At 60.1% G+C, this 24,330-nt stretch carries 20 protein-coding genes; 10 read left to right on the forward strand and 10 right to left on the reverse strand.

From position 1 onward, the window contains the following. Positions 1-12 precede the first annotated feature (12 nt). The 3 genes from BLU37_RS15135 to BLU37_RS29035 form a co-directional block, all read right to left on the reverse strand. Complete coding sequence (locus BLU37_RS15135; protein WP_090206135.1) at positions 13-381, reverse strand: hypothetical protein; 369 nt, start codon at positions 379-381, stop codon at positions 13-15. Continuing rightward, positions 378-698 carry a hypothetical protein gene (locus tag BLU37_RS29030; RefSeq protein ID WP_157696379.1) on the reverse strand — a complete coding sequence of 107 codons (321 nt, stop codon included), beginning with the start codon at positions 696-698 and terminating at the stop codon, positions 378-380. Before BLU37_RS29030 ends, BLU37_RS15135 begins: the two co-directional genes overlap by 4 nt. Positions 699-1,112: 414 nt before the next feature. Then, positions 1,113-1,421, reverse strand: a complete 309-nt coding sequence (locus BLU37_RS29035) for a hypothetical protein (protein ID WP_157696380.1) — start codon at positions 1,419-1,421, stop codon at positions 1,113-1,115. 60 nt (positions 1,422-1,481) lie between these two features. Between BLU37_RS29035 and tnpB the strand changes: the two genes are divergently transcribed. Continuing rightward, positions 1,482-1,841, forward strand: a complete 360-nt coding sequence (gene tnpB, locus BLU37_RS15145; protein WP_004883347.1) for an IS66 family insertion sequence element accessory protein TnpB — start codon at positions 1,482-1,484, stop codon at positions 1,839-1,841. Between the two features lie 18 nt (positions 1,842-1,859). Further along, a complete protein-coding gene (gene tnpC, locus BLU37_RS15150) occupies positions 1,860-3,371 on the forward strand; it encodes an IS66 family transposase (protein WP_090202057.1) in 1,512 nt (503 codons plus the stop codon). A 41-nt stretch (positions 3,372-3,412) separates the two neighbouring features. Here tnpC and BLU37_RS15155 read toward each other — a convergent pair whose 3' ends face one another. The 5 genes from BLU37_RS15155 to BLU37_RS15175 form a co-directional block, all read right to left on the reverse strand. Further along, positions 3,413-3,835 (reverse strand): hypothetical protein, encoded by a 423-nt coding sequence (locus tag BLU37_RS15155; protein WP_090206141.1) that lies wholly within the window; start codon positions 3,833-3,835, stop codon positions 3,413-3,415. 148 nt (positions 3,836-3,983) lie between these two features. Further along, a complete protein-coding gene (locus BLU37_RS15160) occupies positions 3,984-4,427 on the reverse strand; it encodes a hypothetical protein (RefSeq protein ID WP_131672176.1) in 444 nt (147 codons plus the stop codon). Between the two features lie 448 nt (positions 4,428-4,875). Then, positions 4,876-5,595 carry a recombinase family protein gene (locus BLU37_RS15165; protein WP_090210947.1) on the reverse strand — a complete coding sequence of 240 codons (720 nt, stop codon included), beginning with the start codon at positions 5,593-5,595 and terminating at the stop codon, positions 4,876-4,878. Positions 5,596-5,889: 294 nt separating this feature from the next. After that, complete coding sequence (locus BLU37_RS15170; RefSeq protein WP_090206147.1) at positions 5,890-6,159, reverse strand: hypothetical protein; 270 nt, start codon at positions 6,157-6,159, stop codon at positions 5,890-5,892. 335 nt (positions 6,160-6,494) lie between these two features. Beyond that, positions 6,495-7,577, reverse strand: a complete 1,083-nt coding sequence (locus BLU37_RS15175) for a DUF748 domain-containing protein (protein WP_019363744.1) — start codon at positions 7,575-7,577, stop codon at positions 6,495-6,497. Positions 7,578-7,706: 129 nt separating this feature from the next. Between BLU37_RS15175 and cysK the strand changes: the two genes are divergently transcribed. The 3 genes from cysK (at position 7,707) to BLU37_RS15190 (ending at position 11,103) form a co-directional block, all read left to right on the forward strand. After that, on the forward strand, positions 7,707-8,681 hold the full coding sequence (cysK, locus tag BLU37_RS15180) for a cysteine synthase A (RefSeq protein ID WP_090206151.1): 975 nt from the start codon (positions 7,707-7,709) through the stop codon (positions 8,679-8,681). Between the two features lie 258 nt (positions 8,682-8,939). Then, positions 8,940-9,878 carry an aspartyl/asparaginyl beta-hydroxylase domain-containing protein gene (locus BLU37_RS15185; protein WP_010450119.1) on the forward strand — a complete coding sequence of 313 codons (939 nt, stop codon included), beginning with the start codon at positions 8,940-8,942 and terminating at the stop codon, positions 9,876-9,878. A 361-nt stretch (positions 9,879-10,239) separates the two neighbouring features. After that, entirely contained in the window at positions 10,240-11,103 is an 864-nt protein-coding gene (locus tag BLU37_RS15190) for a DMT family transporter (RefSeq protein ID WP_010450117.1), read from the forward strand. A 136-nt stretch (positions 11,104-11,239) separates the two neighbouring features. Here the strand turns inward: BLU37_RS15190 and BLU37_RS15195 are convergent, their stop codons facing one another. After that, positions 11,240-12,148 (reverse strand): DMT family transporter, encoded by a 909-nt coding sequence (locus BLU37_RS15195; protein WP_090206155.1) that lies wholly within the window; start codon positions 12,146-12,148, stop codon positions 11,240-11,242. Positions 12,149-12,293: 145 nt separating this feature from the next. Between BLU37_RS15195 and aceK the strand changes: the two genes are divergently transcribed. The 5 genes from aceK (at position 12,294) to BLU37_RS15220 (ending at position 22,377) form a co-directional block, all read left to right on the forward strand. Beyond that, positions 12,294-14,015, forward strand: coding sequence for a bifunctional isocitrate dehydrogenase kinase/phosphatase (gene aceK, locus BLU37_RS15200; protein ID WP_090206158.1), 1,722 nt, complete (start codon positions 12,294-12,296; stop codon positions 14,013-14,015). A 96-nt stretch (positions 14,016-14,111) separates the two neighbouring features. Beyond that, entirely contained in the window at positions 14,112-18,023 is a 3,912-nt protein-coding gene (gene hrpA / locus BLU37_RS15205) for an ATP-dependent RNA helicase HrpA (protein ID WP_090206161.1), read from the forward strand. A gap of 201 nt (positions 18,024-18,224) precedes the next feature. Continuing rightward, on the forward strand, positions 18,225-19,346 hold the full coding sequence (locus tag BLU37_RS15210) for a beta-ketoacyl-ACP synthase III (protein ID WP_010450109.1): 1,122 nt from the start codon (positions 18,225-18,227) through the stop codon (positions 19,344-19,346). A 294-nt stretch (positions 19,347-19,640) separates the two neighbouring features. Then, positions 19,641-21,005: an OprD family porin gene (locus BLU37_RS15215; protein WP_010450107.1), complete on the forward strand. Its 1,365-nt coding sequence runs from the start codon at positions 19,641-19,643 to the stop codon at positions 21,003-21,005. A gap of 247 nt (positions 21,006-21,252) precedes the next feature. Further along, positions 21,253-22,377: a GNAT family N-acetyltransferase gene (locus BLU37_RS15220; RefSeq protein ID WP_090206164.1), complete on the forward strand. Its 1,125-nt coding sequence runs from the start codon at positions 21,253-21,255 to the stop codon at positions 22,375-22,377. Positions 22,378-22,482: 105 nt separating this feature from the next. Here BLU37_RS15220 and BLU37_RS15225 read toward each other — a convergent pair whose 3' ends face one another. After that, complete coding sequence (locus BLU37_RS15225; protein ID WP_090206168.1) at positions 22,483-24,315, reverse strand: ABC transporter ATP-binding protein; 1,833 nt, start codon at positions 24,313-24,315, stop codon at positions 22,483-22,485. Positions 24,316-24,330: the final 15 nt, after the last annotated feature.

Consider the following 24,330-nt stretch of genomic DNA (forward strand, 5'->3'; position numbering starts at 1 on the left):
GGTTTCTTCTCTTTAGATTGATGGGGTTGGATAGCGATCAGGGGATAGGCCGTATTCAGCTAGTAGGTCTTCCTTGGTAGGGGCAGCGGTGGGACGGGCGGCACGTTCGGCAGTCTTGGCGTGGAAGCCAGCTACCAGGGCGGCGGTCTCTTTGTCCTTGTCGTCGTCATCGACGTGGCGCATTGTCTCCAGCAGTTTCAGCAACGAGACGTTGGCGGATACCTGGGCAGCATCGACAGGCACGTCGTTCTCAGCGCACCACTCCAACTTCTTGCGGGATGCGGCCAGGGTTTCAGCCAGCAGCGCCAGCCCCTCGGCATGGACATCCAGGGGCTTTCGTTTACGCCGACGGCGGGTTGTCTCGGTAGTTTGTTCGGTCATAGCAGTTTCTCAATCTCGGTAAGTTCACGGATAGTTGCAGCCCAGGTATCGACACAGGAAACTTTGAATTGGTTGATATGTGGGGCGCCAACTAACGGTGCGATTGTAAGTCCAGTAGTTAGGAAGTAATTCATCACGGTGTAAGTCTGTGCAGGTGCGCCAGTGGCAACACGTTTATGCACTTGGCCGACTGTGATAAGTTCACCGATATCTAACATCGCTTTAACAACATGCATACAGCGGATGCGGTGAAGTGGTGGTCGGCCTCTTTGCTTGAACAAACCAACATGTTCTTTGTTGCGCGGGTAGTACTTCATTGGTAACTCCTACGGGCAGGGTTAATCCTCCAGCGATGCCGGAAGTTGTAGAGTGCGTTTATACGTGTGGCCCAGAATCAGGCTGAGAGTGCAGCGTCGGTCAGTCCCGAAGACGGCCACGGGCCTTGCGCCCTGTGAGGTCTTGCGAGGCTCTCTCAGCCACGTTCAGTCCACGCCTAGGGGCTAGGGTGGTTGCGTCTCTGTAACGCCTGTCATCGCGTAGGGCGAGCCGTTGGCCCGCCGCCCCACCATCACCTCCATTAGCCAGGGCAACGGCAGCGCGGTAAAGGGCCCCAGGCTCAGCATCCAGGCGGCGCCCGGGCTCAAGATCATCCACGGCGTGGCACTCGGCTTGGGGCAGCTCGCACGCAGTCAGCAGCTCATTCAATGTCAGATTCATGGTGTTCTCGTTGGTTAGGCGGCGACAGCCAATCGGCTCGCTGCTGGTGGCAGGTGGTCAACACTTACAAAGGCGTCGTCGCCCATGTCGGCACGCAGCTGTGCCAGATCGGTCGAACTACTCGTGTAGCGCTCCACCTCACCTAAGGTCATACCCCAACGGGCAACAGCACGGGCACGCTCAAGCACTCGGGATTGTTCCAGGTGGGGCAATGCAATACGCAGTGCTTGCAAGTAACGTTCCCCTGTACGCACGCTGGTGCCGGTGTAATTCACAATACTGCGCACACTGAATACTTTGTAAGCGCTCCATAAACCCCACATTCAAAGCACTAAGCTAACGCGGGATGCTGGGCTCCCGATACTCTCAGGAGCCCGTGCGCCATGATGCGACCCGACGCCAAAGTCGAAAAAGTGTACCTCTACCCCAAACCTGTAGACTTTCGAAAATCCATCGACGGACTGGCTGCGCTGGTCGAACTGGATATCAAGGTTGCCGTATTCGACCCGGTACTTTTCGTTTTCCTCAACAAGCCGCGCAACCGAGTGAAAATCTTGTACTGGGAGCGCAACGGCTTCTGCCTTTGGCTCAAACGCCTGGAATCAGAGCGATTCAAAACATCGCCCGATGCCACCGACGAGGCGATTGTCCTCACCGTCCAGGAACTGAACTGGCTGCTCGACGGTTTTGACCTCTGGCGTAACCGTCCCCATCAGGTTTTGACGCCGCGATTCGTGGCCTGATTCGGTATAATCCAGGGCATGAAATCCATGCCCGACAACCTTCCCGACGATCTCCAACTGCTCAAGCAAATGCTTGCGAAGATGCAGTCGCGGGTCGGTTTTCTAGAAGAAGAGAACGCATTGCTGCGCCAGCGCTTGTTCGGACGCAAGTCCGAGCAAACAGCCGATCCGGCCACACCGCAGTTGGCGCTCTTCAACGAAGCCGAAAGCGTCGTCGAAGCTATCGACGAAAACGCTGAAGAAGAGGTTGTCGCCCCCGCCAAGCGCCGTGGCAAGCGCAAGCCGCTGCCTGCCGATCTGCCGCGCATCGAAGTCATCCACGAACTGCCCGAGCACGAACTGACCTGCGCCTGCGGTTGCCGTAAACACAGCATTGGTGAGGAAATCAGCGAGCAGCTTGAGATCGTGCCAATGCAGATCCGCGTGATCAAGCATGTGCGCAAGATCTACGGTTGCCGTGAATGCGAAGCCGCCCCAGTCACTGCGGACAAGCCTGCTCAACTGATTGAAAAAAGCATGGCCAGCCCCAGCGTTTTGGCGATGTTGCTGACTACCAAATACGTTGACGGTTTACCGCTTCATCGATTTGAAAAAGTGTTGGGTCGCTACGGTATTGATATCCCGCGCCAGACTTTGGCTCGCTGGGTGATCCAGTGCGGCGAACACTTTCAGCCGCTGCTGAATTTGATGCGCGACCGGCTACTGGAAAGCCGCGTCATCCACTGCGACGAAACGCGCGTGCAAGTGCTGAAAGAACCAGATCGAGAACCGAGCAGCCAATCCTGGATGTGGGTGCAAACCGGCGGCCCACCGGATAGGCCGGTCATCCTTTTTGACTACTCCACCAGCCGTGCGCAGGAGGTGCCAACGCGCCTGCTCGAAGGTTATCGCGGTTACGTGATGACCGATGACTACGCCGGTTACAATGCCTTGGGCGCGCAGGACGGAGTTGAGCGTCTAGGCTGCTGGGCGCATGCGCGACGCAAGTTTGTTGAAGCACAGAAAGTGCAGCCCAAAGGTAAAACGGGACGTGCGGATATCGCGCTGAATCTGATCAACAAGCTGTATGGGATCGAACGCGACTTGAAGGCCAGTAGCGACGCTGATCGTAAAATCGGCCGTCACGAACATAGCCTGCCGATACTGGCTCAGTTGAAAAGCTGGATCGAAAAGACGCAGCCCCAGGTCACCGCTCAGAATGCCTTGGGCAAAGCCATCAGTTACCTCGCAAGTAACTGGAGCAAGCTGGAGCGATACGTCGAGGAAGGGTATTTGCCGATGGACAACAACGCGGCAGAACGCGCGATCCGCCCCTTCGTGATCGGAAGAAAGAACTGGCTGTTTAGCGACACGCCCAAGGGCGCGACGGCCAGTGCTCAACTTTACAGCTTGGTCGAGACTGCCAAAGCCAACGGCCAAGAGCCTTATGCGTGGCTGCGCCACGCACTGGAACGCCTGCCAACGGCGACTTCGGTTGAGGATTACGAAGCCTTGCTGCCGTGGAACTGCGAACCTCGACTTCACAGCTAAGCGCTTTACCTATCTTTAGCCAAGTGGGGTTTATGGAGCGCTTACAATACTTTTAGGTCTTCCAGCAGTTCGAACATAGTAGTGATAGACAGAGGGCGAGTGCTGCCGGTGTTATCTGCGCCAGCTACGCCACACATAATATCGTCCGTCCAGTACATGCCCATATCGTTACGGTCGATATAACCGAACATGGTGTTTGCAACTTCAAAAGCAGCAGGGCCACGAGTACCAGCACCACGGGTTACAGCTTTCTTAGTTGTCATTGGCTTTGCCATCCCTAGTTGTCTACTAATGAGCGCATCCGCGTTGCGATGCAGGGCGCGGTTGAAGTCGGACAGCTTGCGATTCAGGCTGTACTTCTTGGCGAGTTGTGCAGGTGTCAACTCTTCCAGTAGGTCGAGGGGAACAGGCGTTGTCATATCGCGGGCAGGCGTAGCCCGCAGGCGTTCAAGCTTGCTAATCATGGTGTGCAAATCCCTTGCAAATTTAGGTGTGAAAAATGGATGAAGTGCCCGGATTCATTGGTCCGAAACTGCGCCACTATATAAGGAGGGGAACGACGTAATATCCATCCGCACGGGTGGCCTTTGCTTCGCTCGCGAGTGCGACGCTTCAGCGGGAGCGCTTGTGCATTGCCTTCTCGATGTGGTCATCCAGCATCAGCTTGAGGGTCCGTTCGGCTGCTACCGCCTCGCGCTGCTCAGCAGGCCCCAGGGGAGGCAAGCCGACCATTGCGCGGTTGGTGCCCAGTAGATAACTGGTGATGTGCTCAGCGTTCGGCACAGGGAGCCACACGAGGTGCGCCTCATAATGCAGATCGACCAATGCCCGGTGGACGCTGGTACGGTTCAAAGTGGTGTTGTGTTTGAGGATCGCACCAATGGTTACTGGCCCTTGGTGTAGATGATTGAGCTGTTGTAACGCCAGGACCACCAACGCTTTAGAGCGCGGGAATCGACCTTTAAGGGCGTGATACTGCACTGCTTTGTACTGTCGGACGTACCTACTTCCATCCGCATGAGACGGACGAATAGGGTTTGAGAATGCACGGTTCATGGATCACCGAAAGCTATTTTGAAGGGCAATGTGGCCGAATGCCAAAACACATACAGGCCGTGACTTTCAGGGATGAATAGGGTGAGTTGGGCGAGTGATTAAGACGGCTCAGATGGCGCCACAGGGATGCACAGAGTGTGTGCTGGCGGGTGTATCAGAAGGTGGGATTGCGGCCGGGTGCGCTTGAGTCTGCGCTAGCCTTCAATGCCGAGAGGTTGGATCAATGGCTGGTGCCCTGATGAATGTCAGGTGCCCAGCGAACGATCTTTCAATTGTGGTCACTTTCTTGTACTGGAGTATGTGACATTTAAATTATAGGGATTGGTTCTTTGCAGGTATCTCCCACGCATGGTGGGTGGCTCTCTGTTCTACGTATGTGACAATAAAGAACGTCGTCTAACTTGTTGCTAACGTGTAGCTATCGTGTTTGCACTTTGGAGTGCAGGGCTTACGGGAAGGTCAGGCCCAAGCGATCAATGGTCCGCTTCACAGTCATCGCGGTGAACGTGCTTCCCTGCGCAGTCAGCTTGCCGTCAGCATTCAGCCAGTCAGCCATTGCACGCAGTGTCTTTGCCCCGTCCATCCAAGCAGCCTTGAGGTCGTTACGCAGGCGTTGAGCGTCCGCCTGGGCCTTGGCTTGCTTCACGTCTATCGAGGCTTGGAGGCCCTTCTGGGAGCCCATGGCTCGGCCTGCATCCCGGCGCGCTACCTTGGCTTGAGCTACTTCATCGCCAGCTTCAGCTCGGGCCTTCAGGGTAGCCAATGCGGCCTTGGTTCGCTGTGCAATGAACTCCCGTTCCTGCTGTGCCAGGGCTGCATACAGGTGCAACTGGAAGCTATCAGCATTGGGCATGGTGGCGACCTTGAAGGGCACGCGCTTAACCAAGCCTGCAATGTCCTCTACGTCGCGGCTCAGGCGGTCGAGCTTCGCCACTACCAGCGTGGCGTTGTGTTCATTGCACGCCGCCAGCGCAGCCTTGCACTGAATGCGTTCGGCTGGAGGGATGGTGCCGCTCGCCGTGTCTTCAAACGCCGCGATGATAGTCCAGCCCTCGGCTTCGGCAGCAATGCGCACGTACTCCCGTTGGGCGTCCAGGCCCAGGCCGCTATCGCCTTGGCCCTTGGTGGATACTCGGTAGTAAGCAACGATGTTCTTGGTGGCTGTCATGGCGCAGGTCTCGGCTGAATGCTGAACGTGGCGCCAATGTATCACATAGTCGACGGTCGTCAACCACTCGATACGAACAGCCGTTGCACTACTCGTTACAGCCAGCCGCCCACTTCCAGCAATGCTTTACGCAGGATGCGCGTCGTACGCGCCACTGTAAGAAGGCAATCCCCCCTGGCGATTGGTGCCACTGGCGTGCTACAGAGGGCCTACGGGGGAACGGGACGTGATGGGATCAGAGAGACCCTCGCGCATGGATATGGCAAATTTTAGGCTGCTCATGCACTCGCTATCCTATTCGCGAAACCCGTCGAGCCTTGCGGCAGAAATCATCGCCAACTGTCTGCCGCTGTAACAATGATTGGCAAACTCGCGCATTGGTCTATTGAGTTGTCCTGCTGCATGCGCGTCGATTCTAGAGGCCACGTCGTTTGCTTCTGCCTCACTAGCGCCTTCACTTCGGGAAGCCAAATACACATAAGCTCTTACTGCCTTTCTTCCTCTGATCGTACCGAACACAAACAGACCAACGGCCACCGCGATTACTAAAGCAATGATCTCCATTCCTTCACCTCTCCTTGAATTGTAAGCGCGTCAAGGTTAGCCGAAGTCAGCGCCAGATGTCATGGCATCTGGCTACTCTCTCTCTCGAATCGCTACAGCGGGCGAATCCAACAGCAGCCCCGCACCTTATCCAGCAATTCGCTGGGCAGTCAGGGGGGGGAGACTTGCCACCATAAATCGCCGTAATGCTTTGCTGTGACGGTGGGGGCACAGGCCCAGTGCGCCCGGTGTGCTCATTTGAACGGTTCACCGCAAAAGTGCCCGTATTCATTGGTCCAAACCGAAATCTCTTGTCCAGTCTCTGAATGGGGCGTCACATCCTGACCTGGTCAGGGCTACTGGCCAGTGGTCGGCTTGGGTTGTTCGTAGCGGGCGTTGAAGGCCTGGATGAAACCGTTGCGCAATATCTGCAAAAAGGCGGCGAACGCGCTGACATCCTGCTGATGCACGCTGCCACTGAGTTCAACGCGGGTGGCGAATTGATTCTTCTGCTGATTTTTCAGCAGGGTCTCGCCGGCTCCGACGATGGCTTCCCAGACCGAGCGCAGCAGGCTCTTGTCCTGGTTCTCGACATCCTGCTGCCAATCGAACACCTCGACATTGTGCAGCAACGGCTTGATATAGCCGGTGAGCTTGCCCTTTTCGGCCTGGGCCTCGATCACTACGTCACCGCTGCCGCCGTTGAAATCGAACTTGCCGTAGGCCGAAGCGAAGTCGTTGACCTTGCGCAACTCGATGCCGGTGGCCCGCAAGCGGAATTCGAAATCCTCGAAGTTGCTCAGCGGGTCGAAAGTGGCGGTGGTTTCCAGGGGCGCGTGGCCGAGCAGCAGGGCCTTGCCTTCGAAGCGGGCATCGCGTCGGCCCTTGAGATTGACGACATTGGTCAGGTTGTAGAGGCTGGCATTGACCTCGGTGGCCTGCAGATTGACCGGCGGCGAAGAGTTGAAGTTGCGAAAGCTGATGCGCCCATTGTCGATCCGCACTTCGTTCAGGGTGATCGGCAGCAGTTTGCCCAGTTGCGCGCGCCAGTCGGTGCCCTCACCGGTCTGGGACGCCTGCCGGTTGTTCGCGCCACCATCGACGAAGTTCAGTTCCGGTTCGCTGAACTGCACTTCGGCCACCACTGCGTGATTGTCCCAGAGGGATTTCCAGCTCACCGACAGGTCGATCGCTGGGGCCTTGAGGAACGGTACTGGCACCTTGCCGCTGACCTTGACGATTTCCAGACCGTTGATCCGGTAGGCGCCGCGCCAGAGTGCCAGGTCGACATCGGTCACCTGGCCACGGTAGTCGCCCATGTCGGCCAGCTTTTCATTCAGATAGTTGCGCACCAGATACGGCAAGGCCAGGTCCACGGCCACCACCAGCAGTACCACGGTCGCGAGGCCCCACAAGGGCCAACGGTAACGACGTTTCATCCCAGATGCTCCGGCAGGCTGTCATAAGCGATGGACCGCCGACAACAGTATACGTTCGCCATCACTGGACGCCTGCCTGACTGGGACATACCCTTGAAAGCCAATTCACCATCGCCCAAAGGACTCGTCATGAGCCGTATTTTCGCCGACAACGCTCATTCCATCGGTAATACGCCCCTGGTTCAGATCAATCGCATCGCCCCACGCGGCGTGACCATCCTGGCCAAGATAGAAGGGCGCAACCCGGGGTATTCGGTGAAGTGCCGGATCGGTGCGAACATGGTCTGGGACGCCGAAAGCAGCGGTCGCCTCAAGTCGGGCATGACCATCGTCGAGCCGACGTCCGGCAACACCGGGATCGGCCTGGCCTTTGTCGCCGCTGCCCGTGGCTACAAACTGCTGCTGACCATGCCGGCGTCGATGAGCATCGAGCGGCGCAAGGTACTCAAGGCCCTGGGCGCCGAACTGGTGCTGACCGAGCCGGGCAAGGGCATGAAAGGCGCCATCGAGAAGGCCAGCGAGATCGCCAACAGCGACCCTGCCCAGTACTTCATGCCGGCGCAGTTCGACAACCCGGCCAACCCGGCGATTCATGAAAAGACCACCGGGCCGGAAATCTGGAATGACACCGACGGTGCGGTCGACGTGCTGGTGGCGGGCGTGGGCACGGGCGGCACCATCAGTGGCGTCTCGCGCTACATCAAGCAGACCCAGGGCAAGCCGATCCTTTCGGTGGCGGTGGAACCGGTGACCTCGCCAGTGATCACCCAGACCCTGGCCGGTCAGGAGGTCAAACCGTCGCCGCACAAGATCCAGGGTATTGGTGCCGGTTTCGTGCCGAAGAACCTTGACCTGTCGCTGGTCGACCGGGTCGAACTGGTCACCGATGAGGAGTCCAAGGCCATGGCCCTGCGCCTGATGCAGGAGGAGGGCATCCTGTGCGGCATCTCCTGCGGGGCGGCGATGGCCGTGGCCGTGCGTCTGGCGGAGACCCCGGAGATGCAGGGCAAGACTATCGTCGTCGTGCTGCCGGACTCCGGCGAGCGTTATCTGTCGAGCATGTTGTTCAGCGACCTGTTCACCGAGCAGGAAAACCAGCAGTAAGACGCTGGGCAGGTTAAGGCCTGTTGCCCATAGGCCGGATCCGATTGAGACCGGCCTGTGTGCGATCATGCCTTCACCTGACCTGCATCAGCCCGCATTCAGGCGCTTTATGCTAATTAACTCGGTATTGCGCAGCACTTGACACCGATTGTTGAGTCGCGCGGGTTTTTCCTGCGGTCGGTAATGTTTATCATGGCCGGCTGCCACGTCTCGTGGATTTTTCCTACCCGGACGTTGCCCATTTTCAAGGAGTGCTGAATGACCTTTTCCTTCGCTGCCAAGGCCGCCGTCTTGCTGCTGTTTGTAGGCAGTACGCTTTACGTGCATCTGCGCGGCAAGGCGCGTTTGCCGGTATTGCGCCAGTTCGTCAACCATTCGGCGCTGTTCGCTCCGTACAACGCCCTGATGTACCTGTTTTCCGCCGTGCCGTCCAAGCCGTACCTGGACCGTAACAAGTTCCCCGAGCTGGATGTGCTCAGGGACAACTGGCAGGTGATCCGCGAGGAAGCCATGCACCTGTTCGACGAGGGTTACATTCGTGCCGCCGAGAAGAACAACGATGCCGGTTTCGGTTCGTTCTTCAAGAAAGGCTGGAAGCGGTTTTACCTGAAATGGTATGACAAGCCGCTGCCGTCGGCCGAAACGCTCTGCCCGAAAACCGTCGCACTGGTCAGCAGCATCCCCAACGTCAAGGGCGCGATGTTCGCCTTGTTGCCCGGTGGCAGCCACCTGAACCCGCATCGCGATCCGTTCGCCGGTTCGCTGCGTTATCACCTGGGGTTGTCGACGCCGAACTCCGACGACTGCCGGATCTTCGTCGATGGTCAGGTCTACGCCTGGCGCGACGGTGAAGACGTGATGTTCGACGAGACGTATGTGCACTGGGTCAAGAACGAAACCGAGCAGACTCGGGTCATCCTGTTCTGTGACGTCGAGCGGCCATTGAGCAACCGCCTGATGACCTCGATCAACCGCTCGGTCAGTGCCTTCCTCGGGCGTGCCACTGCGCCACAGAACGTCGATGAAGAGCGTGTCGGCGGGATCAACCAGGCCTATGCCTGGAGCAAACGCTTCAGTGACAGCTTCAGCGGCGTGGTCAAACAGTGGAAGCGCAAGCATCCCAAGGCCTACCGCGTGATGCGTCCGGTGCTGGCGGTATTGGTCGCCTGGGCCTTGGGCTACTGGCTGTTCGGCTGACCTGTTGCAATGGATGTCGAGCGCTGGTTATAGTCAGCGCTCGGTGCGTCCCCTGATTCACCGTCGTTCCCCCTTCAAAGAAGATCTGCAGATGCCGGCTTCCTCCTTCAACGCGGTCGTCGTTCCAGCGCTCAACGCTGGCGTAGTGCCGTGCGGGAGCCAGCAACCCGTGCAGATCAGTCATTACCCACCACCTGTCAGTAGCACGCCGGTGTGCGCCGTCGTATCGCCGCCAGGCGTTGTTGGCATTCGGGGCTGATCAGCAAGCGTTGCTGTTCTCCTGCCTGCCCGCCTGAAAAAAACTACTGAATCTTCAGCTTCACCGCTGAGTTGGCATTTGCCTGAATCACAGGTGGTATCCATGTTGGTCATTTCAAAGCAATCCGCGACTGCGGCGGCTTCGACGAGTCTGTTCGTGCTGCTCTGGAGCAGCGGGGCGATCTTCTCCAAGTGGGGCCTGGCCCATGCCTCGCCGTTCGCCTTTCTGCTGGTGCGTTTTTCCATAGCCCTGCTGGGCTTGCTGTTGCTGGTACCGTTGCTCAAGTTGAAGCTGCCCAGAAGCGGCAAGCCGCTGCGCCATGCCGTGGCGACGGGGCTGGTGTTGCTCGGCGCCTACCAGATCTTCTATCTGTTGGCGCTGGACCTGAAGGTCACGCCGGGTGTCATGGCGACGATCATGGGCGTGCAGCCGATCCTCACGGCGGTACTGATGGAGCGCCAGCGCTCCTGGAGCCGGATGTTCGGCCTGGGGCTGGGCCTGGCCGGGCTGATCCTGGTGGTCTACCAGGGCATCGGCCTGGCGGGCATGTCGCTGGCCGGGATGTTCTTCGGCCTGCTGGCGCTGGCGAGCATGACCTTCGGCTCGATCATGCAGAAACGCATCACCGACAATCCCCTGGGCACGCTGCCGGTGCAGTACCTGGCCGGGTTGCTGTTGTGCGGGGTGCTCGTGCCGTTCCAGCCGTTTCATGTCGAAACCAATAGCGGCTTCATCATTCCGGCGCTGTGGATGGGGCTGGTGGTGTCGGTGCTGGCCACGTTGTTGCTGTACCGGCTGATTGCTCGGGGCAACCTGGTGAATGTCACCAGCCTGTTCTACCTGGTGCCGGCGGTAACGGCGATCATGGATTACCTGGTCTTTGGTAATCGATTGGCGTGGTTGAGCATGCTGGGTATGGGGCTGATTATCGTCGGCCTGGTGTTTGTGTTCCGCAAGGCAGCTTAAGGCGTCTGTTTCGGCCCATTCGCGGGCAAGCCACGCTCCTACAGGTCCACAAATCCGGTGGACGACGCCATCCTGTAGGAGCAGGCGGTGCGGCGATCCGACTTGCCCGCGAAGGGGCCATTGAGTCTCTACAAGGCTACCGGCCTGCCACGGCGCTGGCCTTCACCACCGCTGGCTTCAGCACCAGCCACAACGCCAGCGCAATCAACACCCCGCCATACAGATGCGCCATCGACAGCGGTTCATCGAGCAGCAACGCCCCCCATAAGACCCCGAACGCCGGGATCATGAAGGTCACGGTCATCGATCTGACCGGCCCGATGTTACTGAGCAGCTTGAAGTACATGATGTAGGCGAATGCGGTGCAAATCAGACCCAGGCCGAGCAACGCGCCCCAGACTTCCAGGCCGCCCCAGCTGGCTGGCGGCTGGGTGATGGCGCTTACGCCAAAGAACGGCAGGATCACCAGTGTCGCGCCGAACATGCTGCCCATGGCCGACAGCCGCGGGTCTAGCCCACCCTGGTGATCGAGCCAGCGCCGGGTGAGGAATCCGGCGACCCCATAGCTGGTGGTGGCCAACAGGCAGGCACTCGCGCCGATCAACAGGTCGAGGTTGAAAGTGACCGGGCCGGCACGGGTCAGTACCGCGACGCCGAACAACCCGAGGAAAATTCCCAGCAGCTTGTTCAGGCTGAGCCTTTCGTGAAAGAACAGGCCGCCGATCAGCACGCCCATCAACGGTGTGGTCGCGTTGAAAATCGACGAATATCCAGCCGGCAGCACTTTGGCCGCTACCGAGTAAAGCGTTGCCGGCAGCCCCGAGTTGATCACCCCGAGCAGCAGGCAGACCTTGAACTTGCCCTTGAAGTCCCATTTGACCCGCATCAGCGCCAGGATCGCCAGCAAGCCGACGGCGGCGATCGACACACGAAAAAACGCGGTGGGAAACGCCCCCAGCACAGGAGCAATGATACGCATGAACAGAAAACTGGCGCCCCAGATGGCGGCCAGGCTGAACATGCGCACAATATCGACGGGATTCACGGTGGGGCATCCTTGGCAGGGTAGGGCGAGCCAGTGTGTCGGGATGTTATCGCCAGGGCAAGGTTGCACAACAGGAGGACTGGCTTCTAAGCTCAATGGGCTTGCGCTCAGAATAACTATCGAAAAATCCCGCAGAGGTTTGACTATGCCGCAGCAATGGCCGGCCGCCGATATCGCCCGCATGATCCTGGAGGGTTTCGATAACTATCGCGAGCATTTTCGCCAGATCACCGATGGTGCCCGGGCCCGCTTCGAAGGTGCGCGCTGGCAGGACGCGCAGGCAGCGTCGGCGGCACGGATCAATCTCTACGAGGAGAAGGTTGCAGAGGTCAACGCCCGTCTGCGGGCCGGGTTCGAGGTCGACGCGTTGCTCGACGTCGGTATCTGGCCGCTGGTGAAAAGCGCCTATATCAGCCTGATCGACCTGCGTTTCGACGATGAACTGGCGGAAACCTGGTACAACTCGGCCTTCTGCAGCCTGTTCAGCCACGATCTGATCAGCGACGGCTGCATGTTTATCCACACCACCCGGCCGTCATTGCGACGGTCACGGACGGCACAGACCCGGATCTATCGCCCGCAAGGCGAACTGGCGGGCATGCTCGAACAGATCTTCACCGACTATCGTTTCAGCGAAGACTACGCCGACCTGCCTGGGGATCTGCAGCGGCTCGATATGCAACTGCGCGAAAGCCTGCCGGACTGGGTGTGCAAGGACCCGGAACTCAGCGTCGAGCTGTTTTCCTCGGTGCTCTATCGCAACAAGGGTGCCTACCTGGTGGGCCGCATCTATACCCACGAAGAGCAGTGGCCGTTGGTGATTCCGCTGCTGCACCGTGAGGGCCGCGGTATTCGCATCGATGCGTTGATCACCGATGAAGCCGAAGTTTCGATCATCTTCTCTTTCACCCGCTCCTATTTCATGGTCGATGTGCCGGTGCCGGGAGAGTTCGTCGGCTTTCTCAAGCGCATTCTGCCGGGCAAGCACGTGGCCGAGTTGTACACCTCGATCGGTTTCTACAAGCACGGCAAGTCGGAGTTCTACCGGGCCTTGATCGATCACCTGGCCAGTACCGACGACCGTTTCATCATGGCGCCCGGTGTGCGCGGGATGGTCATGAGCGTGTTCACCCTGCCGGGCTTCAACACGGTGTTCAAGATCATCAAGGACCGCTTCTCACCCTCGAAGAACGTCGATCGGGCCACGGTGATCGAGAAGTATCGTCTGGTGAAAAGCGTCGACCGGGTCGGGCGCATGGCTGATACCCAGGAGTTCGCCGACTTCCGCTTTCCCCTGGGCAAGTTCGATCCGGCGTGCCTTGAGGAACTGCTGGAGGTGGCGCCGTCCACCGTGCAGGTCGAAGGCGAAACGGTGCTGATCCGCCACTGCTGGACCGAACGGCGGATGACGCCACTCAACCTGTACCTGGAAAACGCCAACGCAGCCCAGGTGCGCGAAGCCCTGGACGACTACGGCCTGGCGATCAAGCAATTGGCGGCGGCGAATATCTTCCCCGGTGACATGCTGCTGAAAAACTTCGGTGTCACCCGTCATGGTCGGGTGGTGTTCTATGACTATGACGAAATCTGCTTCCTGACCGAAGCCAACTTCCGGCATATCCCGCCGCCGCGGACCCCGGAGGACGAAATGGCCTCCGAGCCCTGGTACTCCATCGGACCGCTGGATGTGTTTCCCGAGGAGTTCCCGCCATTTCTGTTTGCTGACCGCGAGCAGCGCCGGCTGTTCGACCAGTTGCATGGCGAGCTGTACGACGCTGATTACTGGAAGGGGCTGCAGGAGGCTATTCGCGCAGGCAAGGTCATTGATGTGTTTCCGTATCGGCGCCGGGCGTTGGACGGCGACTGATGCGGCCCGCTCGTCACAGCCGGTCAGCTCGCCACAGAAGGGGGCAAATCTGCGACAATCCGCCCCCTGCCCAAATAGACGACCCTTGCCGACCCGATGACCGACGAATCGCCCGCTATCGACCAACTGCTGAAAAACCTCGACCTTGCCATGATCGCAGACCGCCACCGCCTGCGGCGGCAACTGCTTGAACTGCGCAAGAAACCCGATGAGGCCAAGCTGGCCCAATGGGTCGAGAGAATGCAGGCCTCCTGTGCCCTGGTCACGGCGCGGCGCCAGAGTGTGCCGACGATTCGCTATGACGACAGCCTGCCCATCGCCGCCAAGCGCGACGAGATCAAGGCGGCGCTGCTCAAGCATCAGGTGCTGGTCATCGCCGGTGAGACCGGTTCGGGCAAGACCACCCAGTTGCCGAAGATCTGCCTGGAAATCGGTCGCGGTCAGCATGGCCTGATCGGCCACACCCAGCCCCGTCGGATCGCCGCCCGCAGCGTGGCGAGCCGGGTCGCCGAGGAGCTGGCGACGCCGCTGGGCAGTCTGGTCGGCTACCAGGTGCGTTTCGAGGACCAGAGCGATTCCAATACCCTGGTCAAACTGATGACCGACGGTATCCTGCTGGCCGAAACCCAGAACGACCGCCACCTCGAACGCTACGACACGATCATCGTCGACGAAGCCCACGAACGCAGCCTGAACATCGATTTCCTGCTCGGCTACCTCAAGACCCTGTTGCCGCGCCGTCCCGACCTGAAGGTGATCATCACCTCGGCGACCATTGATCTGGAGCGTTTCTCCAAGCACTTCAACGATGCGCCGATCGTCGAGGTTTCGGGCCGGACCTTCCCGGTGGAAACCTGGTACCGGCCGATGACTTCCGAGCAGGACGAGGAGGGCAACCGGGTCGAGGATGACCTGACCGTCGACCAGGCGATTCTGGCCACCCTTGACGAAATCGCCGCCCATGAACGCAGCGAGCGCAAGAGCCCGGGCGATGTGCTGGTGTTCCTGCCGGGTGAGCGCGAAATTCGCGATGCCGCCGAAATGCTGCGCAAGGCCCAGCTCAAGCACACCGAAATCCTTCCTTTATATGCGCGGTTGTCACCGGCCGAGCAGCAGCGGATCTTCCAGTCCCATCCGGGGCGGCGTGTCGTCCTGGCGACCAACGTCGCGGAAACTTCGCTGACGGTTCCGGGTATTCGGTATGTGATCGACAGCGGCACCGCCCGCATCAGTCGTTACAGCTACCGCGCCAAGGTCCAGCGCCTGCCCATCGAGGCGATCTCCCAGGCCAGCGCCAATCAGCGCAAGGGCCGCTGTGGGCGAGTCGAACCGGGGATCTGCGTGCGCCTGTACAGCGAAGAGGATTTCAACGGTCGGCCTGCCTTCACCGATCCGGAGATTCTGCGCACCAACCTGGCAGCGGTGATCCTGCAGATGCTTCACCTGCGTCTGGGAGAAATCACCGCGTTCCCGTTCATCGAGCCACCGGATGGCAAGGCCATCAGCGATGGTTTCAACCTGCTGCAGGAGTTGTCGGCGGTCACCCGCGAGAACCAGCTGACTCCGCTCGGCCGTCAGTTGGCCCGTCTGCCGGTGGACCCGCGCATGGGCCGCATGCTGCTCGAAGCGGCCAAGCTCGGCAGTCTGCAGGAAGTGCTGATCGTCGCCAGTGCCATGTCGGTGCAGGATCCGCGCGAGCGGCCGCCCGAGCGTCAGCAGGCTGCCGACCAGGCTCACGCGCAGTGGAAGGACGCCGATTCGGACTTCGCCGGGCTGATCAACGTCTGGCGCGGTTTCGAGGAGCAGCGCCAGGCCCTCGGCGCGAGTGCCTTGCGCAACTGGTGCCGGAAAAACTTTCTCAACTACCTGCGCCTGCGCGAGTGGCGCGATTCCCATCGCCAACTCGGGCTGATCTGCCGTGACCTGCAGTTGAGCCTCAACAAGGAGCCGGCCGACTATCCCAAGCTGCACAAGGCGGTGCTGTCTGGCCTGCTCAGCCAGATCGGGCAGAAGACCGAGGACGGCGACTACCTCGGCGCGCGTCAGCGACGTTTCTGGGTCCACCCGTCTTCGGGCCTGGGCCGCAAGCGCCCGCAATGGCTGATGGCGGCCGAACTGGTGGAAACCACCAAGCTCTATGCGCGGATGGTCGCCAAGATCGAGCCGGACTGGATCGAGCCGCTGGCCGGACACCTGATCAAGAAGAACCACTTTGAACCCCATTGGGAGAAGAAGCGCGGCCAGGTGGTGGCTTTCGAGCAGATCACCCTGTTCGGCCTGATCGTGGTGGGCCGGCGTCCGGTGCATTTCGGCCCGGTCGATCCGCTGGTGTCCCGTGAGCTGTTCATCCTTGAGGCGCTGGTGCGTGGCGAGATCCAGTCCAAGGCCAAGTGCCTGGACGCCAACACCCGACTGCTCGAACAGCTCGACGAGCTGGAGGCCAAGGCCCGTCGACGCGATATCCTCGCCGACGAGGAAACCCTGTTCGCCTTCTACGACGCGCGCCTGCCGGCGGAGATCCATCAGACTGCGACGTTCGACAACTGGTACCGTGTCCACAGCCAGAAAGACCCGCAACTGCTGATCATGCGTGAGGAAGATGTGCTGGCCCGCGAGGCCAGTGAAGTCACCGCCGCGCAGTACCCGGATACCCTGCATCTGGGCGACCTGACTCTGGCCTTGAGTTATCACTTCGAACCCAACCATCCCCGTGATGGCGTGACCTTGCGCGTGCCGGCGCCGCTGTTGCCGATGCTGCCCGTCGAGCGCCTGGAGTGGTTGGTGCCCGGTCTGATCGAGGCCAAGTGCATCGCTCTGGTGCGTAACCTGCCCAAGGCCCTGCGCAAGAACTTTGTCCCGGTGCCGGACTTCGTCAAGGCGGCGCTGCAACGCATGGTGTTCGCCGAGGGCTCGCTACCCCAGGCGTTGGGCCGCGAACTGTTGCGCATGACTGGGGCGCGGGTCAGCGACGAGGCCTGGGCCGAGTCGGCGCAGCAGGTGGAAAACCATCTGAAGATGAACCTCGAAGTGGTCGATGCCCAGGGCAAGTTCCTGGGCGAAGGTCGCGATCTGGCGGAACTGACCGCACGTTTCGCCCAGGCCAGCCAGGCTGCCTTGGCCGTGCCGCAGACCGCGAAGAGCCAGCAGCCGGTGGAAGCCAAGGGCTTTGCCGCTGTCGCCGAAACCACCCAGCAGAAGATTGCCGGCCTGTCGATGACGGTTTACCCGGCGCTGGTGGAAGAGGGCGGCACGGTCAAGGAAAGCCGTTTCTCCACGCCGGCCGAGGCCGAGTACCAGCACCGTCGGGCGTTGCAGCGACTGTTGTTGCAACAGTTGGCCGAGTCGGCGAAGTTCCTGCGTGGCAAGTTGCCGGGCCTGACCGAACTGGGCCTGCTCTACCGCGAGCTGGGTCGTATCGAGGCGCTGGTGGAGGATATCCTGCTGGCCAGCCTCGACAGTTGCATTCTCGACGGCGAAGACCCGCTGCCCCGCGATGGTGCCGGCCTGGCATCCCTGGCCGAGCGCAAGCGTGGCAGTTGGACCGAGCATGCCGAACGTCTGGCGCGTCTGACCCTGGAAATCCTCAAGCTCTGGCACGGCCTGCAGAAGCGCTTCAAGGGCAAGATCGACCTGGCCCAGGCGGTGGCGCTCAATGATATCAAGCAGCAGTTGAGCCAGTTGGTCTATTCAGGCTTCGTTCGGGAAACACCCGGGCTCTGGCTGAAGGAACTGCCGCGCTATCTCAAGGCGATCGAGTTGCGCCTGGAGAAACTGCCGGCCCAGGTGCAGAAGGATCGGGTCTGGAGTAGCGAACTGGGCGGTTTGTGGAGCCAGTACCAGACCCGTGCGGCCAAGCATGCGCAGGAAGGCAAGCGCGACCCGCAACTGGAACTGTACCGCTGGTGGCTGGAGGAATACCGGGTGTCGCTGTTCGCCCAGCAACTGGGGACCAGGGCACCGATCTCCGACAAGCGCCTGAGCAAGCAATGGAGCCAGGTCGAGGGCTAGCCGGACGGATAGCCCATTGATCTTCACAATGGGCCAAACCCCCGTGTTTATGGCACACTTCGCCGATACCAATACCCGGTTCAGTGAGTGAGCCGGAAGAAAAACACATGGAGTCATCCCCGTTGCCAGGGGGTGGCCTTTTTACATGTTGGTACGAGTGTACCAATGCCTTCTGCCTGAACAGAATATAGAGGAACGACCGTGCATAACGTCGTCATCAGCGGCACCGGCCTGTACACCCCGGCCAACAGCATTTCCAACGAAGAGCTGGTGCATTCTTTCAATACCTATGTACAGCTGTTCAATGACGAAAATGCGGCCGCTATCGAACGTGGTGAGGTTCAGGCCTTGACCGAGTCCAGCGCCGCCTTCATCGAAAAGGCCTCAGGTATCAAGAGCCGTTTCGTCATGGACAAGGACGGCATTCTCGACCCTCGGCGCATGAAGCCGCGTTTGCCCGAGCGCAGCAATGACGAATGGTCGATTCTTTGCCAGATGGCCACTGCCGCCGCCGAGCAGGCGTTGCAACGTGCTGGCAAGACCGCTGCGGATATCGATGGGGTGATCGTCGCCTGCTCCAACCTGCAACGGCCTTACCCGGCGGTGGCGATCGAGGTCCAGCAAGCCTTGGGGATCCAGGGCTTCGGCTTCGACATGAACGTCGCCTGTTCCTCGGCGACCTTCGGTATTCAGAACGCCTGCAACAGTGTGCAATTGGGTCAGGCCCGGGCGATCCTGATGGTCAACCCGGAAATCTGCACCGGTCACCTGAACTTCCGCGACCGCGACAGCCACTTCATCTTCGGCGATGCGGCAACGGCCGTGATCATCGAGCGGGCGGATCTGGCGACGTCGGCCTACCAGTTCGATATCGTCAGCACCAAGCTGCTGACCCAGTTTTCCAACAACATCCGCAACAACTTCGGCTTTCTCAACCGTGCCGGGGAAGAGGGGATCGATGCTCGTGACAAGCTGTTCGTCCAGGAAGGGCGCAAGGTGTTCCGCGATGTCTGCCCGATGGTCGCGGAACTGATCAGCACGCACCTGCAGGAGAACCAGCTGAACGTTGGTGACGTGAAGCGCTTCTGGCTGCACCAGGCCAACCTCAGCATGAACCAGCTGATCGTCAGGAAGCTGCTGGGCCGCGAGGCCACGGAAGAAGAAGCACCGGTGATTCTCGACAGCTACGCCAACACCAGTTCGGCCGGTTCCGTGATTTCGTTCCACAAGAACCAGGACGACCTGGCGGCCGGTTCCCTGGCGGTGCTCAGTTCGTTTGGCGCCGGCTATTCGATTGGCAGTGTGATCCTGCGCAAGCGTTGATCGTGCGTTTCCTGCGCTGCGGCGTGGGGAAAAAGACAGCGCTGTAATAATTTCAAAAAGCCACTACCGAAAGCGCAAAGCCTCCTAGACCGGGGCTTTGCGTTTTTTTCTTCGCCCTCTAAAAAGTTCCGCTGTCATAAAAGCTTTATATATCGGCAACGGTCCTGAAATAAGCCCACGCCAAGATTCCCTCCCAACAAAGCGGGTCAGTCTCCGGCAACAGCCGTGCCCCCGCACGATGACAACGGACGTCGCCAAAAGACCCGAAGCGTTTGAATCCAGAGGAGCGAAACAATGAACAAGTGCACCTTGGCCCTTGCAGTGGCCGTAGGCGTTTTGTCCCAACAGGCATTTGCCGAAGGCCAGGCTGACGCCAAAGGCTTTATCGAAGGTGCTACGTCGACCCTGGGTCTGCGTAACTTCTACATCAACACCGATAACCGCAGCGGCAAACCGGCCCAGAGCCTGGTTTCGGAATGGGGCCAGGGCTTCGACCTGCGTTTCAACTCCGGTTACACCCAAGGCACCGTCGGTTTCGGTCTGGATGCCATCGCTCTGGAAGGTATCCGTCTGGATTCCGGTCGTGGCACCAACGGCGCTACCACCACTTCCTACGGCACCACCATGTTCCCGGCTGAGGCCACCAGCGGCAACAACGCCAAGGCGGCCAGCAATTTCGGCAGCCTGGGCTTGACCGGCAAGGTCCGTGTTTCGCAGACCGAGCTGAAGATCGGTACCCTGATGCCGAACAACCCGGTCATCAAGTACAACGACGGTCGCCTGCTGCCTCAGACCTTCACCGGTGGCGAGCTGAAGTCCAACGAAATCAAGGACCTGACCCTGACCGCCGGCCAGGTGGAATCGGCCAAGGGCCGTAACTCCAGCAACGACGAAGACCTGTCCCTCGCCGGTGCCAACAGCCCGACTTCGAGCGGCCGTCGCAGCAACAAGTTCTACTACGGTGGTGCCGACTACAAGATCACCAAGGATCTGACCGCTTCGTACTACTACGGTGAGCTGAAGGACTTCTACTCGCAGAACTTCCTGGGTCTGGTGCACAACTGGGCAATCGGTCCAGGCGTTCTGAAGAGTGATCTGCGCTACTACCGCAGCCGTGACAACGGTGCGAACGGTGACACCAGCGCCTACTTCACCACTGGCTTTTACGACGGTAGCACTCCAGCGACCACCAAGGGCAAGGTCGATAACGATCTGTACAGCTACCTGGCGCTGTACTCGGTCGAAGGCCACACCTTCGGCGCTGGCTACCAGTACACCAAGGGCGACAGCGACTTCCCTTGGCTGAACCAGGGTGACGGCTCGTCCAACAGCACCATCACCGACATGCAAATCCAGAAGTTCGCCCGTGCCGGCGAGCGTACCTGGCAGGCTCGCTACGCCTATGACTTCGCCAAGGTTGGCGTACCTGGCCTGACCGCTGGCGTGATCTACCTGCACGGCGACAACATCCAGAACGCTGCTGGCGACCAGAGCGAGTGGGAACGCGACATCAGCTTGGCTTACGTAATTCCGCAAGGCACCTTCAAGAACCTGGGCTTTGCCTGGAAGAACGCCATGTGGCGCACCAGCTCTGCGGTGGCTTCCAGCAACCAGGACGAAAACCGCCTGATCGTCAGCTACACGATTCCACTGCTGTAAGCGCTTTTCTGTAGGCTCTTTTCACTTCACGCCCTGCTTGGCGCAATGCCAGCGGGGCGTTTTTTTGCCTGCAAAATCACCCCATGATCCATCTTGTCCAATCGTTCAGGAATCACCTCGGTGATGACTGCCCGAACCTGTGACGCCATGGTGTTCCCGCGCTCGTTCCCCGTCCAATGAAATAGTTTTTAATCTCCTCGCCCTGCGCGATACTGCCCCGGCGAATGCACCTGCCCTGGGGATATCGATGCCGCTACAACGCCTGCAAAACCTTTCCGAGATCACGCCCGCGGATTGGGATGCGCTGGTGCCACCGGGGCAGCCGTTTCTGCGCCACGCTTTCCTCAGCGCCCTGGAAGACAGCGGCAGCCTCGGCGAGCGTTCCGGTTGGCAGCCCGAGCACCTGTTGCACATCGAACAAGGCCGATTGATCGCCGCGCTGCCCAGCTATCGCAAATGGCATTCCTATGGTGAGTATGTGTTCGATCACGGTTGGGCCGATGCCTGTCAGCGCGCCGGTATCGCCTACTACCCCAAGCTGCTGACCGCCGTGCCGTTCAGTCCGGTCGGTGGGCCGCGCCTGCTGGCTGCCAGCGTCGAGGACGGGTTCGAGTTGCTGGCGGCGCTGCCGGGCTATCTGGAAATCGAAGAGCTATCCAGCGCCCACATCAACTTCACCGACGACCTGGCCGATGCCGCCTTGGCCGAACAGCCGGGTTGGCTGCAGCGCCTGGGTTGCCAGTATCACTGGCAGAATCGCGACTACCGTGACTTCCAGGATTTCCTCGAGGCCTTGAGTTCACGCAAGCGCAAGCAGATGCGCAAGGAGCGCGAGCAGGTGGCGGCCCAGGGCTTCGAGTTCGAGTGGCTTGAAGGCGGGGCACTGAGCGAAGCGCAATGGGACTTCGTCTACGCCTGCTATGCCAACACCTACGCGGTACGCCGCCAGACTCCGTACCTGACGCGGACGTTCTTCAGCCTGCTGGCCGAACGTATGCCGCAGGCTATCCGGGTGGTCATGGCGTACCAGGGAGGGCGGCCGGTGGCGATGGCTTTCAGCCTGATCGGGGGCGACAGCTTTTATGGTCGGTATTGGGGCTGCCTGGCCGAGTTCGACCGCCTGCACTTCGAAACCTGTTTCTACCAGGGCATGGACTACGCCATCGCCTATGGCCTGCAACGCTTCGATGCCGGTGCCCAGGGCGAGCACAAGCTGATTCGCGGCTTCGAGCCGGTGATCACCCATTCCTGGCACTACCTGCGCCACCCTGGCCTCAAGGCAGCGGTAGCGGATTTCCTGGAGCGGGAACGGGTCGGCATCCTGGAGTATGCCGAAGAGGCGAGGGCGGCGCTGCCTTACCGGCAGGCCTGAGGTTTCCTGGGCGGGTAGTGTCCTGTGGCGAGCAAGCCCGCTCGCCACAAGAGCCTTGTTCACCACTCAGGCCCCTGGGCTCACGCTTTCAGCAAATACCGGTACTCAGTCGATACCGACGAAGCCACCGGTCTGGTGCTGCCACAACCGCGCATACAGCCCGCCACGCGCCAACAGCTCGGCATGGCTGCCGGTTTCGGCGATCCGGCCATGCTCCAGTACCACCAGGCGATCCATACGGGCAATGGTCGAGAGGCGGTGGGCAATGGCGATCACCGTCTTGCCTTGCATCAGGCTCTCCAGGCTTTCCTGGATCGCCGCTTCGACTTCCGAATCCAGGGCCGACGTCGCTTCGTCCATGATCAGGATCGGCGCATTCTTGAGCAGCACCCGGGCAATCGCGATGCGCTGTCGCTGACCACCGGAAAGTTTCACCCCGCGTTCGCCGACATGCGCATCGAAGCCGGTACGTCCCTCGGCATCCGACAGCAGCGGGATGAATTCGTCGGCGCGGGCCTTGATGACCGCTTCCTGAAGTTGGGCATCGGTCGCATCGGGTTTGCCGTACAGCAGGTTGTCGCGAATCGAACGGTGCAGCAACGACGTGTCCTGGGTAATCATGCCAATGCTTTCGCGCAGGCTTTCCTGGGCAACGTCGGCGATGTTCTGATCATCCACCAGGATCCGGCCGCCCTGCACGTCATACAGGCGCAGCAGCAGATTGACCAGGGTCGACTTGCCAGCGCCGGAGGGGCCGATCAGGCCGATCTTCTCGCCCGGGCGAATGGTCAGGTTGAGGTCCGAAATCACCCCGCTGCGCTTGCCATAGTGGAAATCCACCTGCTCGAAACGCACCTCGCCACGGCTGACCGCCAGGCGTGGTGCCTGTTCGCGGTCGGTAACGCTGATGGGCTGGGCGATGGTCTGCAGGCCATCCTGGACCATGCCGATGTTTTCGAAGATGCCGTTGACCACCCACATGATCCAGCCGGACATGTTGACGATGCGGATCACCAGGCCGGTGGTCAGCGCAATCGCACCCACCGAGACCAGCGACTGCGTCCACAGCCACAGCGCCAGTCCGGTGGTGCTGACGATCAGCAGGCCGTTCATGGTGGTGATGGCGACGTCCATGCTGGTGACCACACGCGAGGCCAACTGGGTCTTTTCGGTCTGCTCCACCAGCGCCTCGCGGGCGTACTGCTGCTCGAAATGGGTATGGGCAAACAGCTTCAGGGTAGTGATGTTGGTATAGCCGTCGACGATCCGCCCCATCAGCTTGGAGCGCGCGTCGGAAGACTCCACCGAACGCTGCTTCACCCGTGGCACGAAGTAGTAGAGTGCGCCGCTGTAGCAGGCCAGCCACAGCAGCAACGGAATCATCAGGCGCCAGTCGGCTTCGACGAACAGCACCAGGGCGCTGATCACATAGATCAGCACGTGCCACAGCGCATCGACCGCCTGCACGGCGGAGTCGCGCAACGAGTTGCCGGTTTGCATGATGCGCTGGGCGATGCGCCCGGCGAAGTCGTTCTGGAAGAAATTCAGGCTCTGGCGCAGCACGTAGCTGTGGTTCTGCCAGCGGATCAGGCTGGTCATGCCGGGGCTGATGGTCTGGTGCACCAGCAGGTCGTGCAGGGCGAAGAAGACCGGCCGCATGATCAGGGCGACCACCGCCATCCACAGCAGCTCACGGCCATGCTGCGAAAAGAATTCGGTATTGGGCGTGACCTGGGCCAGGTCGATGATCCGGCTCAGATAGCTGAATTGCGCCACTTCGATCAGCGCGGCGAACAGCCCGACGACCAGCAGCGCGGCGAAACTCGGCCAGACCTGGCGCAGGTAATACAGGTAGAAGGGCAGGACCTGGTTCGGCGGTGCGGCTGTGGGAGGTTCGCGAAAGATATCGATCAGTTGTTCGAAGCGACGATAGAGCATGGGGTCTGATGCCCG

Source organism: Pseudomonas asplenii (genome assembly GCF_900105475.1).
GTDB lineage: Bacteria > Pseudomonadota > Gammaproteobacteria > Pseudomonadales > Pseudomonadaceae > Aquipseudomonas > Aquipseudomonas asplenii.